The sequence below is a fragment of the Prevotella melaninogenica genome (assembly GCF_003609775.1).
Lineage (GTDB): Bacteria > Bacteroidota > Bacteroidia > Bacteroidales > Bacteroidaceae > Prevotella > Prevotella melaninogenica_A.
In genome coordinates this window covers 1,045,890-1,059,288 of record NZ_AP018049.1, presented here as the reverse complement: position 1 = coordinate 1,059,288, position 13,399 = coordinate 1,045,890, and the positions used below count along the sequence as shown (strand labels likewise).

General features: G+C 39.4%; 12 protein-coding genes. 8 read left to right on the top strand and 4 right to left on the bottom strand.

Translation table 11 applies throughout. The features are described from left to right. Window positions 1-31 precede the first annotated feature (31 nt). Together PMEL_RS04330 and PMEL_RS04325 are read left to right on the top strand one after the other, a co-directional pair. Window positions 32-667, top strand: coding sequence for a sugar transferase (locus tag PMEL_RS04330; protein ID WP_120174126.1), 636 nt, complete (start codon window positions 32-34; stop codon window positions 665-667). Window positions 668-675: 8 nt separating this feature from the next. Beyond that, entirely contained in the window at window positions 676-2,037 is a 1,362-nt protein-coding gene (locus PMEL_RS04325; RefSeq protein WP_120174125.1) for a DegT/DnrJ/EryC1/StrS family aminotransferase, read from the top strand. A gap of 301 nt (window positions 2,038-2,338) precedes the next feature. Here PMEL_RS04325 and PMEL_RS04320 read toward each other — a convergent pair whose 3' ends face one another. Both PMEL_RS04320 and PMEL_RS04315 read right to left on the bottom strand, forming a co-directional pair. Then, window positions 2,339-3,121 (bottom strand): tetratricopeptide repeat protein, encoded by a 783-nt coding sequence (locus PMEL_RS04320; protein WP_120174124.1) that lies wholly within the window; start codon window positions 3,119-3,121, stop codon window positions 2,339-2,341. Next, entirely contained in the window at window positions 3,112-3,438 is a 327-nt protein-coding gene (locus tag PMEL_RS04315; protein WP_120174123.1) for a 2-amino-4-hydroxy-6-hydroxymethyldihydropteridine diphosphokinase, read from the bottom strand. The genes PMEL_RS04320 and PMEL_RS04315 overlap by 10 nt, the downstream gene beginning before the upstream one ends. Window positions 3,439-3,552: 114 nt before the next feature. Here PMEL_RS04315 and PMEL_RS04310 point away from each other — a divergent pair, with 114 nt between their 5' ends. Further along, complete coding sequence (locus PMEL_RS04310; RefSeq protein ID WP_120174122.1) at window positions 3,553-4,506, top strand: glucosaminidase domain-containing protein; 954 nt, start codon at window positions 3,553-3,555, stop codon at window positions 4,504-4,506. A gap of 571 nt (window positions 4,507-5,077) precedes the next feature. Here PMEL_RS04310 and PMEL_RS04305 read toward each other — a convergent pair. Continuing rightward, on the bottom strand, window positions 5,078-6,334 hold the full coding sequence (locus PMEL_RS04305) for a GTP-binding protein (RefSeq protein WP_120174121.1): 1,257 nt from the start codon (window positions 6,332-6,334) through the stop codon (window positions 5,078-5,080). Between the two features lie 209 nt (window positions 6,335-6,543). Further along, window positions 6,544-6,945 (bottom strand): FKBP-type peptidyl-prolyl cis-trans isomerase, encoded by a 402-nt coding sequence (locus PMEL_RS04300; protein WP_120174120.1) that lies wholly within the window; start codon window positions 6,943-6,945, stop codon window positions 6,544-6,546. Window positions 6,946-7,061: 116 nt separating this feature from the next. Between PMEL_RS04300 and PMEL_RS12205 the strand changes: the two genes are divergently transcribed. The 5 genes from PMEL_RS12205 (at window position 7,062) to PMEL_RS04280 (ending at window position 13,320) form a co-directional block, all read left to right on the top strand. Further along, window positions 7,062-7,202 carry a hypothetical protein gene (locus PMEL_RS12205; protein ID WP_004361231.1) on the top strand — a complete coding sequence of 47 codons (141 nt, stop codon included), beginning with the start codon at window positions 7,062-7,064 and terminating at the stop codon, window positions 7,200-7,202. 13 nt (window positions 7,203-7,215) lie between these two features. After that, window positions 7,216-8,559, top strand: coding sequence for an MATE family efflux transporter (locus PMEL_RS04295; RefSeq protein WP_120174632.1), 1,344 nt, complete (start codon window positions 7,216-7,218; stop codon window positions 8,557-8,559). A gap of 16 nt (window positions 8,560-8,575) precedes the next feature. After that, on the top strand, window positions 8,576-9,679 hold the full coding sequence (locus PMEL_RS04290) for a metallophosphoesterase (RefSeq protein ID WP_120174119.1): 1,104 nt from the start codon (window positions 8,576-8,578) through the stop codon (window positions 9,677-9,679). A 590-nt stretch (window positions 9,680-10,269) separates the two neighbouring features. Continuing rightward, window positions 10,270-11,070: a polysaccharide biosynthesis/export family protein gene (locus PMEL_RS04285; protein WP_120174631.1), complete on the top strand. Its 801-nt coding sequence runs from the start codon at window positions 10,270-10,272 to the stop codon at window positions 11,068-11,070. Between the two features lie 348 nt (window positions 11,071-11,418). Beyond that, entirely contained in the window at window positions 11,419-13,320 is a 1,902-nt protein-coding gene (locus PMEL_RS04280) for an amidophosphoribosyltransferase (protein WP_120174118.1), read from the top strand. The last annotated feature ends 79 nt before the right edge of the window (window positions 13,321-13,399 follow it).

Below are 13,399 nucleotides of genomic sequence, written 5' to 3'. Positions count from 1 at the left end.
GAAGATTATTCTTAAATATTGTAGTATAATTATGTTTTTAAAATGGTTATTTGATAAACTTGCATCTTTGTTTGGCTTGCTATTCCTTAGTCCAGTATTATTGGTTGTAGCAATTCTAATCAAGGTGAAGATGCCTGGTCCTATTTTGTTTTGTCAGAAGCGAGTGGGGCAGTATGGTAAACTGTTTACTGTATATAAGTTTAGATCGATGACTGTCAAGGCTGAGGCTTCTGTGGCAAGTCGGGATTCAGAAGCAACTTCTATTGCTTCAACCGAACAGTGCCGTATCACACCACTTGGCGAGAAACTCAGACGTTATAAGTTGGATGAATTACCAGAACTTTGGAATGTCCTTAAGGGTGATATGAGCTTTGTTGGTCCACGTCCAGATGTTCCTGGTTATGCTGATCAGTTGCAAGGCGAGGAAAGAGATATTCTTAAGTTGAAGCCAGGAATTACAGGCCCAGCAAGCTTGAAATATAGAAATGAGGAAGAACTTTTAGCTTCTGTAGAGAATCCTGCTCAATATAATGATGAGGTGATTTTCCCTGATAAAGTTAAGTTAAACCTCTATTATCTAAAGAACTATTCATTTATAAAAGATATTCAAATGATTATCTGTACGGTTCTGGGTAAGAAGATGGACTATGCAGGTGAAAAAATATAGTTAGTAAAATGGAAAGAAATCGTGTTTTACTTTGTCTCGCTCACATGAGTGGTAACGAGATGAAATACATCCAAGAGGCGTTTGATACCAATTGGGTGGTACCATTGGGACCAAATGTCAATGGTTTTGAAGATGACTTGAGACGTTTCTCAGTCTCAGTAAGTCCTTCAGGTGAAAGAGGAAATTTCCTTGCAAATGAGGAATATCCACAGACGATTATGCCACATGAGGATAATCCTGATAACTTGTGGAATGAATCTTTGTCAGGATTGGAGGATAAGCGTGTCGTAGCACTCTGTTCTGGTACTTCTGCTGTACACCTCGCTTTAGTAGCATTGGGAGTAAAGGCTGGCGATGAGGTTATCTGTCAGAGTTTCACTTTCTGTGCAAGTTCACACCCTGTAACTTATCAGGGTGCAATACCAGTTTTTGTTGATTCTGAGAAGGATACATGGAACATGGATCCAGTGTTGTTAGAGGAAGCAATCAATGATAGAATTGCCAAGACGGGTAAGAAGCCAAAGGCAATTATCGTTGTTTATCTTTATGGCATGCCTGCGAAGATAAAGGAGATTCTTGCAGTGGCAGATAAGTATGATATTCCTGTCATCGAGGATGCTGCTGAAGGCATGGGTTCAAGATATGAAGGACAGGTATGCGGTACTTTTGGTGAGTATGGTGTTCTGTCGTTCAATGGAAACAAGATGATTACCACATCAGGTGGTGGTGCATTGGTTTGTCCAAATGAGGCTGCTCGTAATGAGGTAATGTTCTATGCAACACAGGCTCGTGAGGGTTATCCATACTATCAGCATGAGAAGATAGGTTTCAACTATCGTATGAGTAATGTCTGTGCTGGTATTGGTCGTGGTCAGATGACAGTTCTTGATGAGCATATTGCTCACCATCGTCATATTGCTCATCTATATGAAGAAGCTTTCAGAGAGATAGATGGTATAACTTTCCATACAAATCCTTCGCCAGAGTATGATTCTAACTTTTGGTTGAACACAATGGTTCTTGATCCTTCTGTTAAGGTAAAGGGACAAGAGAATGCCTATAAAACAACGGTAGAAGGAGCAGTAGGTGGTGCTGCTGGTGTTACTCACTCTGTAGACGATGCCCATACTGATTGCGAACCTAATGCAAATGTTGAGGCTATGCGTGTCTTCCTTGATAAAGCTAATATCGAGAGCCGTCCTCTTTGGAAGCCAATGCATAAGCAGCCTTGTTATAAGGATTGTCCAGCATACGTAAATGGTGTTAGTGAGAATCTTTTCAAGGTAGGTATGTGCTTGCCAAGTGGTCCATTGGTGTCAGACGATGATGTGAAATATATTGTAGAAAAGATAAAAGAGGCAATGGTATAAGTACCATCTTTTATACCCCATATTAAGGGCTGACGTCGGAGATCTTAATGTCTTCGGTGCCAGCCCTTGCTGTGTTTCCCCATAGATACTAGATTATGGTAATATCTTGTTAACTCTGCCTTCTTATCTTATACATAAAAGTCGTTGGATAATCAAATGAATAAATAAAAATCCCAATTTTTATTAGGTTTGTATGTCAAGTGGATAATAGGCAAGAGTTTTTATGCTATTTTGAAATGTAAGTGTCGCAAAAGTACGAAAAAAAACTGAACGAGCGAAGAAAAGAAGAGAAAATTAGTACTTATTTTTCAAGTTTTATTTTCTCTTCTTTTTTGATAATATCTTTTACAGAATCGAGCGTTGTTGTTGTTAATAACATTGTAGAAATCAGTGAGTTGATGATTGTCGATATGTTTTTTAATTGTGTCGTTTCATTGTCTTTGTTGGTCGTTTTGTCAGATGTTTTTAATAAGGAATCTTTAGGCAATGTAGCCTCATAATTTGCCCAACACGCAGCCGCCATACGTTTTATCTGTGCAAGTCGTCCCTGCACATCTTCATCCTGCTTATATTGATTATAAATCTTTTCAGCATTCATATATTGATCGTATGCTGGTTTCCATGATTGTAGAAACATATTGCATAAGCCTAACCGATAATAGACATCTCCCTTTTCTCGTTCATAACATACAGTCAGTGTTTTTTCATAATAGGGTATAGCCTCTTTGTATCGCTTTAGGTTGAACTTACTTTCTGCAGTAGTATAATAGTAGATTGAGCGTTCATGTGGGGCAAATACTTCTATTTTTGACATAACACTTTCCAAGTATTTTGCTGCAGCCTCATAATCCCAATCATGGTAATAACATAAACCAATATAAGCCTTGAAACGTTCGTTAAGCTTATATTCTTTATCCAATCGCTGAAAGATAAGCAGGGCTTCGTGATACTTTGCTGAAGTAAAGTATTCCAAAGCTTTCCCCAACTCTTCAGCATCCTTACTCTTCTGTGCAGATGCAGGGATAGAAGTCGTTAGGAATAGCAGAAATGTTGTGATTATTTTTCCTGTTATTCTTATAGCCATATTATCTCCTTTACAATCTCCTCGCCATATTGCGCAAGGTCAATATCAATCAGAACATTTCCTTTTTGGTGACTTTCGTGAGAGTCACCCATAGTTTGTTCAATCTCCTTCAAGCATTGTTTTACTTGAGTGAGAGATATGTCTGTTTCAAAAGTTCCCAAACAATTCAAGAATTTGTCTGATTTTATTCCAATCGGTTCAGTCCATTGTGCATCAGAGAATTTGATACCCTCGAAACGTTGTTTCAACAGTGTCTGTGCTTTAGAAATATTCTCTTCCTGATTGGAATTTGAGCCAAGTGCAATAATTGTCTTCATAAATACAAAGTTACGTATAAGTTTTTAAATCTTTGAGAGATTTAAGATAATTCACTTTGTGTTATATAATAAAACGTGTATTTTTGCAGTTATATAATCTAAAAAGAACTTTTTATGAAACGATATATCTTCCTTTTTCTTTCATTTCTCTATATTTTTCCTTCCGTAGTGTCGGGACAAGCAAGGTGGAATCAAGTTTATCAATCCTATATTGATCAGTATAAAGACATGGCTATTGAAGGTATGCTGAAGTATGGCGTACCTGCAAGTATCACGTTAGCACAAGGTTTGCTCGAGAGTGGGGCAGGGCGTGGAAGACTTGTTCTTCTTGGTAATAATCACTTTGGTATCAAATGTCATGGTTGGCTGGGTCGTACGATTTCGCATGATGATGATGCAAAAGGAGAATGTTTCCGTGCGTATGATAGTGCGTTAGAAAGTTTCGAAGATCATTGTAAGTTTCTTCGTGACCGTCCCCGTTATAGAAGTCTGTTCAGTTTGGATAGATTCGATTATCGTGGTTGGGCGTATGGGTTGAAGCGAGCAGGTTATGCTACTAATCCTGTCTATGCACAGAGTCTCATTAATCTTATTGAGCTTTATAAGCTTTACGAGTATGATAAGGTGAAAAGCTATGATCGCTTTATGGTTCATCATAGTGGTGAAAACTCTGTTATTCAAGATGGAGTCAAGGGGCGTCCAACTCCTGTTCAGATATTAGGAGCACATCCTATCAATAAGTATAACGAGAACTATTATGTTGTCGTAAGACAAGGTGATTCGTTTAAGTCTTTAAGTAAAGAATTAGATATCAGTGTAAGTAAGTTGGCTAAGTACAATGAGCGTGACAAGCATGATAGTCTTATCCCAGGTGAGTATATCTGGCTGAAGAAGAAACAGAAGAAGGCTCCAAAGGAATTTAAGAAACGCCCATATTACGTACGCAAGTCAGAGAGCTTATACGATATTGCACAGCGTTATGGTATTCGCTTGAAGAGTCTTGTGAAGAAGAATGAGAATATCGCCGAGCGTGGTCTGAGAATTGGCGATGAGGTGATATTATACTAATCATATATTTGTTCAATATGGTTCATTAGGCTTAAAGTATTTATTAACGCACATATAAAAATCCCTTACTTGTCTGTTTTTAGATAAGTAAGGGATTTTGTTGTGCGGAAAATTGTTTACATTGCATTCTTAATCCTTAGTGAAAAAGAGTAGAAAAGTCGCCCTTTTAACCACAGTCGTAACTATCTTGTTATAAGTTAGTTGCAAGGTTGTGTACGAAAAGGTGCTTAATAAGCTTTCAAAAGGGCGTTAGTAAGACCTCTAAAGGGCATCTTTAAGAAACTAATTGGGCGTCTTTTCAAAGGTATTTAAGCATGAAGTGATTTGCTATGTTTGAATATTTTTGACAAAGTTCTGTGCTTTTATTTCTTGCTTCTGCGACAGCTTCTCTTTGTTCGATTTAAGTTGTATACACTTCTCGTTTCTATTTGCTATTTGTATCATTATTAATTAAGAATGTCTGTCCTCCTAACTTCGTGTATTCTACTACACATCCGTTACAAAGACAGACAATCAATGTGACAAACAAAATATGTTCTGTTTCTAATAACCAACAAGGGTTTAGAACTGATTAGAAATCAGTCAGGCAGGTATCCAATGCTTTAGTGATAGCCTCTTTGTCGATGTCTTGACCAATAAAAACCAGTTTCTGCATTCTGTCACCGTATGGCTCCTCCCAATCTTTCTTCAGTTTAGGATTATTCTCAAGGAACTCACGCAGTTGGAATTGTGGCATAGTTGCATACCACTGACCAGCGTTGCGAAGGCTTACCTGCTTGCCAGCCTGCTCAAAGACATAACAAATATCTTTCTCATTAGAGAAATAACACAGACCCTTACAACGGATAATCTGCTTAGGCCACTGACGTGCTACGAAATCATCAAAGAAGTTAATGTCGAATGGACGACGCGCATTATACACGAAGGTCTGGATGTTATATTCCAAAGCTTCACCGCTTTCTTCATTCTCCAAACCGTGATGATGGTGGCAGTGGTGGTGATGGTGATGACCGTGATGATGATCGTCATGCTCATCGTGGTGGTGCTCATGCTCATCATGGTCGTGATGGTGGTCATGTTCTTCCTCTTCATCATCATGGCCTTCTATCTCAGCAATCCATGAAGCTGAGGTTGCAACCTTGTCAAAGTTGAAGTCTCCTGTGTTGATAATCTTATCCAAGTCAACATCTGCATAATTAGATTCAATAATCTCAGCCTTTGGTTGTAGCGAACGAATAATCTTCTTTACCAATCCTAATTCCTCTTTACTGACATCATCAACCTTATTGAGGAGAATAATATTACAGAATTCAATCTGCTGGATAAGTAGGTTTTCAATGTCATCCTCTTGTAGATCTTTCTTCAAAAGGTCATTACCAGCAGAGAACTCATCACACATACGACGTGCGTCAACAACTGTTACGATAGAGTCGAGTACAGCCTTACCTTTCTTTATGATGTCTGGATACATCTGTGGATAGGCGCAGATAGTCTGGGCAATAGGGGCTGGTTCGCAGATACCACTTGCCTCAATGACAATGTAGTCGAACTTCTGCTGTGACACAATCTCATTCAACTGCTGCACTAAGTCCATCTTCAACGTACAGCAGATACAGCCATTTTGGAGTGCAACGAGCGAATCATCCTTCTGATCGACAACGCCACCCGCCTCAATGAGGTCAGCATCAATATTTACTTCGCCGATGTCGTTGACAATAACGGCAAACTTAATACCTTTCTTGTTGGCAAGAATCTTGTTTACTAATGTTGTCTTACCGCTGCCTAAATAACCTGTAAGCAGGAGGACAGGAGTCTCTTTTATATTCATCTTATCTATCTTTGTTGTATAATTCTAAGACTACAAAGTTACAAAAAATATGCCAAGTGTACTATTCTGATAAGTCGAAATCTCTTCTAAATAATAATTCTTCTTCTTTTATACAATAAGAACGGCTATGACTTTCTACTCATAGCCGTTCTTATATAGGTGGTTTTTGTTTTTTCTTCTACTTATTGATGGAAGAGAGGATGATAGACTTATCCAATAGCAAAGAGTTCTATCTCGAAGATTAGTGTGGAATAGCCAGGAATCTCTCCATCACGTTTTGTGCCATATCCCTCTTGATAAGGAATGTGTACACGCCAGTGGTCGCCCTTATGCATAGCGCAGAGTGCTGTTTGAAAACCTGTAATCAAATCGTTTACACGGAAAGCTTCAGGGATTCCTCTTTGCCAACTATCATCGAAAACCTGACCAGAAATAAGACTTCCACGATAATGGCAGGTGACAATAGAGCGCTCCGAAACCGTACCTTCACCGCTTCCTTCCTTTATTACTTCGTAGAGTATACCATTTGAAAGCGGCTTGACGCCTTCTTTCTTGCTAAGTACTTTGAGGTATTCTTTGTTCTTTAATTTATATTCTTGTTTCTTACCCATAAGTCTAAATTATATATTAATGCACGCAAAATTAGCTAATATCTTTTGATTTCACAATTAAATCAATTACTTTTGTTTCGGCATAGTATTTGTTCTATAGCTTATAAACATACGATATGAATTTTGATAGAATAGAGAATGATACACGTCGGGCAGAGCTAATACGAGTGTTGGAGCATTCAATAGAGCGTTTGTCGTTGGCAGAGTTAGAGGCTTTGTATTACGACCTTGTAGCTAAGGATTATATCCGAGAGTAGTAAAATGCAGTTGATGGATAACTGGAACAGGGAGATTCTGCGCCTTGCCATCCCCTCTATTATAAGCAATGTGACGGTTCCATTGTTGGGTCTTGTTGACTTGGCAGTGGTAGGACATATTGGTAATGAGGCCTATATCAGTGCGATTGCAGTTGGTTCAATGATATTTAATGTCATGTACTGGCTGTTAGGATTCCTACGTATGGGTACGAGTGGAATGACATCGCAGGCTTATGGACGACAAGACGGACAGGACTGTCTGAATATACTTGTGCGCACACTGATGATAGGTGTGGGTATGGGTTTGCTATTCATCGTTGCACAGCGTGGTATAGAGTGGGCGATGCTTCGGCTAATGAATACGCCAGAAGCTTCGTGGAGTTTTGTTGCTACCTATTTTGGAATCGTTATATGGGGCGCTCCTGCAATGTTAGGACTTTATGGACTGACTGGATGGTTTATTGGGATGCAGGATACCCGTACACCGATGGTGGTAGCAGTGTTGCAGAATGTGGTTAATATCGTTGCCTCTCTGTTTTTCGTTTTCATTCTTGGATGGAAGATTAGTGGTGTTGCTGCAGGTACTGTTCTGGCTCAATGGGCTGGTTTTATGTTTTCTTTATATGCCGCATATAGACGGATTTCGTCTGCGAAGAAACAGGGGCTGATTTCGGAGAAAAGTGGTCTTATGGTGTTGCAGACAACCTTCCGTCGTGTGTTGATTATGAGAGGAGAATGGGGAGAGTTCTTTCGTGTCAATAAGGATATCTTCTTGCGAACCCTTTGTTTGGTGGCAGTGAATTTCTTTTTCACCTCAGCAGGTGGAAAGCAAGGCGCAATGATGTTGGCAGTGAATACATTATTGATGACTTTGTTCACGCTTTTCTCTTATCTGATGGATGGTTTTGCATACGCAGGAGAGGCTCTAAGTGGTAAGTACTATGGTGCTGGTGATACAAAAGGGCTACGTATAACAGTTCGTCGGTTGTTTGGCTTTGGTGTCATTATGGCATTGATGTTCACCTCAGTTTATGTCTTTGGAGGTGTAGGGTTCCTTCATCTTCTTACCAGTGACGCATCTGTTGTGACAGCAGCACAGCCCTATCTCTTTTGGGCTTACCTTATTCCCGCAGCAGGAATGGCAGCTTTCGTGTTGGATGGGGTCTTTATTGGGTTGACAGCAACAAAGGGAATGTTATTCTCAACAGCTGTCGCAATGATAACATTCTTTGCAGTTTATTATCTACTTTGGAGTAGTTTTGGAAATGATGCCTTATGGGTAGCGTTTCTATCGTTTCTTGGAATGAGAGGAGTTGCTTCTATCCTTTGGGCACGTAGATATTTAGTAATATTTTAATTAAAAAGATTGTAAGATGGGTTTTGGTTGGATAATAGTTTTTCTTTTGGTCCTTTTAACGGGCTGTGGATATGTAAGTTGGCACGTGTGGCAGATTTTGCCTCTTGCTGCGGTTGGTAAGTGGATAGTCGTGGGAGTATTGCTGCTTTGCATCGTATGCTTCTTTACTAATTTTATATTAGGTTTGGATAATAAGCCAATGCCAATAGCAGTGATGCTGTATGAACTTGGCAATTCTGCTGTGTTTATTGGGCTGTATCTGTTGTTATTCTTCCTTGCGCTCGACTTGGGAAGATTACTTCATCTTGTTCCTCGTTCTTTTCTTTATAATAGTTGGACGGGAACGTTGTCAGTTGTAGTCATAATGACAGGTTTGTTCGTTTATGGATATTTCAATTATTTACACAAAGAGCGTGTACCTATGACTTTGCAGTCGGCTAAGCCTATGCAACAGCAGCATCGGTTGGTGATGTTAACGGACTTACATTTGGGCTATCATAACCGTACCGATGAGTTCCGTAAATGGGTTGATAAGGTAAATGAAGAGAATCCAGAGGCTATTCTCATTGCTGGTGATATTATTGATGGTAGTATTCGTGCGCTGATAGATCAAGATATGGCAGCTGAGTTCCGTCGTCTGAAAGCTCCTATTTATGCTTGTTTGGGCAATCATGAGTATTTAAGCGGTGAACCACGTGCTAAGAAGTTTTATGAAGATGCAGGTATTCATTTGTTGATTGATGACTATGCCTTGATTCCTTTGAAAGGTGGTGATTCAATTCTTGTTGTGGGACGTGATGATAGAACAAATAAGAAGCGTGCCAGTCTACAGTCTTTGATGAAGTCTGCTCCAAAGGGATATTATACGATTCTTATGGATCATCAGCCTTATCATTTGGAGGAGGCACAGCAGGCAGGTGTTGATTTTCAAATCTCTGGTCATACGCATTATGGTCAGGTATGGCCTGTAAGTTGGATAGAAGACCTTATCTATGAGGATGCTTTCGGCCCCTTACAGAAGGGAGATACACATTATTATGTATCTTCAGGAATTGGCATTTGGGGAGCTAAGTTCCGTATTGGTACAAGATCAGAGTATGTGGTAGCTGATATCAAATAAGAATAAATTATTTTGAGTATTCTGATTGATAGCTTTTATCTTCTATATTGTATATAAGATATTCTTTATTAATGGTTTAATATGTATCATTAAATGATATCTATAAGCTGTTTTGTCTGTTATCTGTTATGGTGATAGTGCTTCGCACATGTGGTGCTGATGGTAAGCACCATTGGTGCGAAGCATGAACACCAATGGTGTTGATGGTTTAGAGTCTTGTAAAATCTCTTTTGGAAGATGTCTATTTCTTGTTAGAAAAGAATGATGTGACTATATGTGAATAGGATGGTTGGTAACAACATGATTAGTAAGATAATGAGTTCATTTTGGTTTTCGGCAGGAGATGGTTTTTAGGGAGAATTATGCTTAATAAGCTTCAATACAATCCTAATATGGCAAGGCATCCGTTATTTTGTGTTGAAGAATCTAAAAAGAAAAACAGGTATTAGTTTGCGGTTATCAGAAAATAGTTGTATTTTTGCAAAGAATATATTTCGATCGATGAAATAAGGATGAAAGTTCCTTTGTTTTCGCTCGTTTTTATTTTGCTAAAATTAATGTTGATAGTTGACTACACGTTATTTGTTCAAATGAAAAAAATTATTTTCTCCCTCATAGTTACGGCTATGATTATGACCATGACGGGATGTGGCTCAAGTAAGGGCTTTACTTACTTAGAAAACGCTGATTCTATTAGCCTTGCTGCTTCACGTGGCTTGTATGATGCACGCATCATGCCAAAAGATGAATTGACGATTACCGTCAACACTACTGACCCAGACGCTGCGGCTCCTTTCAATTTGCAGGTGCGTAATCAGTTGGGTAGTGGTAAGCAGGTTGCTTCAGGTGGTGGTTCTTTGCAGGGCTACTTGGTTGACAACTCAGGTTTCATCAATTTCCCAGTAATTGGTAAGATTCACGTAAGTGGCTTGACAAAGCCTGAGTGTGAAGATCTTATCAAGAGTAAGATTCAGCCTTATCTGGCACGCACAGAGAATCCTATCGTAACAGTTCGTATGAGCAGCTACCATGTGACAGTTCTCGGTGAAGTAGGTCATCCAGGTGTTGTTCCTGTATCAACAGAGAAGATGAGTGTTTTGGAAGCAATTGCACAAGCTGGTGATCTTGGCGTTTATGGAAAGCGTGATAACATTATGTTGATTCGTGAAGATCCAACAGGTCAGAAGCATGTCGTACGTTTGAATCTTAACGATGCAAACTTGCTCAACTCACCTTACTATTATCTTCAGCAGAATGATGTCCTCTATGTTCAGCCAAACAGTGTAAAGGCTAAGAACTCAGGTATCGGTAGCTCTACTACCCTCTGGTTCTCTTTCATTGGTATTGTGACATCAGTAGCTTCGTTGCTTGTAAGCGTATTAAGAAAGTAATATACTGTCCTTGGAGGCTATTCTTATGGCCTTACTATGGATAAAATATAATTGGAATGAGAATATCTTTGACATCCACGTCTTGGATAGCTCCTTGGGGGCTATTAGAAAGAGAGGGTGTGAGAGGTATTCTCTTTTTAAATTTATGGTAAAGGGTTGTTGTGTATTTTTAGGAGTCATTAAGGATAAAGTGTGAAACTTACTTCTCCTAAACAGCAGCTTTAGTCACCTTGACTGCAGAGTCAGAAGTAGATACGAAAGTATTGGTATTAAGTCACTCTACAAATAGGGTAGCCTATGAGAGAGATAGACTAAATTAAAAGTAAAAGATAGACAGAAACCTTGTCAATGGAAAAGAACATTCATGAAGATTGCGGTGTTGCAATGATTCGATTGCTGAAGCCGCTTGAGTATTATCAGGAAAAGTATGGCACCTGGATGTATGCACTGAACAAACTCTATCTGATGATGGAGAAACAGCATAACCGTGGTCAGGAGGGAGCTGGTATGGCTTCTGTGAAACTGGATTCTGAGCCAGGTAATGAATATATGTTTCGTGAGCGTGCAGAGGGTAAGAATGCTGTTGCTGAGATCTTTGCCAATGTTCATAAGCATTATAAGGACCTCTCGCAGGAGCAGTTGTCTGATGTTTCTTTTGCTAAAACAAATCTTCCATTTGCGGGAGACCTTTATATGGGCCACCTTCGGTACTCAACTACCGGCAAGAGTGGCCTTTCTTATGTTCATCCTTTCTTACGTCGTAATAACTGGAAAGCGAAGAACCTCTGTATGTGTGGCAACTTCAATATGACCAATATTGAAGATGTCTTTGAGATTCTAACCGAGCAGGGACAGTGCCCACGTATCTATAGTGATACGAATATTCTTTTGGAATTGATGGGACACAGACTTGATCGTGAGGTTGAACGTAACTTCGTGGATGCACAGAAGTTAGGTTTAGAAAAACGTGCTATCACACATTATATTGAAGAGAATGTCCAGATGAGCAATGTTCTCAAGACAACAATGCAGCACTTTGATGGTGGATATGTTATCTGTGGACTGACTGGTTCGGGCGAGATGTTCTCTATCCGTGACCCATGGTCAATTCGTCCAGCTTTCTATTATAAGAATGACGAGATTGTTGTCTTGGCAAGTGAGCGTCCAGTTTTGCAGACAACATTCGATCTTGAGTGTGATGATATTCAGGAGTTGAAACCTGGTCAGGCACTGATTGTTAATAAACGTGGTGAATGTTCACTGCAACAGATTCTTGAACCAAAGCAGAATGCTGCTTGTTCTTTCGAGCGTATTTACTTCTCACGTGGTTCAGATCGTGATATCTATAAAGAGCGTGAGACTTTGGGACGTCAGTTGACTGAGCCTGTATTGAAGGCTGTTGACTATGATACAGAACATACAGTTCTCTCGTATATTCCTAATACAGCAGAGGTTGCATTCTATGGTCTTGTACATGGCTTTAAGGAGCAAATTGACAAGAAGAAGGTTGAACAAATTGCTGCTTTAGGTTCTAATGCTTCTTCAGAGGAAGTATATCGCATTATTCATCAGGATGTACGCTCTGAGAAAGTAGCGTGGAAAGATATTAAGTTGCGCACTTTTATTACTGAAGGTAACTCGCGTAACGACCTTGCTTCTCATGTTTATGACGTTACATACGAGTGTATTAAACCTTATGAGGATAACCTCGTTATTATTGATGACTCTATCGTTCGTGGTACAACATTAAAAGAAAGTATTCTTCGTATTCTTGATCGCTTGCATCCTAAGAAGATAGTAGTTGTCTCCAGTGCGCCACAGATTCGATTCCCGGATTACTATGGTATTGATATGCCACACCCAGAAGAGTTTTGTGTCTTCCGTGCAGTAATCGAACTGATACGTGAACGTGGTATGGAAGACTTACTTCGTGAGGTCTATGAGAATTGTAAGAAAGAATTGGCAAAGCCTAAGGGAGAGCCAATCTTCAACGCTGTACGTGCAGTTTATAAGCCTTTTACGGTAGATGAGATTAATAAGAAGATCGTTGAGATGCTGCGCCCTGAAGGAATGACAACACCTGTTGAACTTGTATTCCAAAGTGTTGAAGGATTGCACAATGCAATACCTAATCACCCAGGTGATTGGTATTTTACCGGAAACTATCCAACTCCAGGTGGTATGCGATTGGTTAATGAGGCCTTCGTGAGCTATTATGAGCGTGAACATTTGAACACAGTAAAAGCGTAATAATCGCTTGTCTGTATATTATCATCATGATAAAAAAGAATTATTTACATGAAAAGAATTCTTTCTTTTCACGATAAAA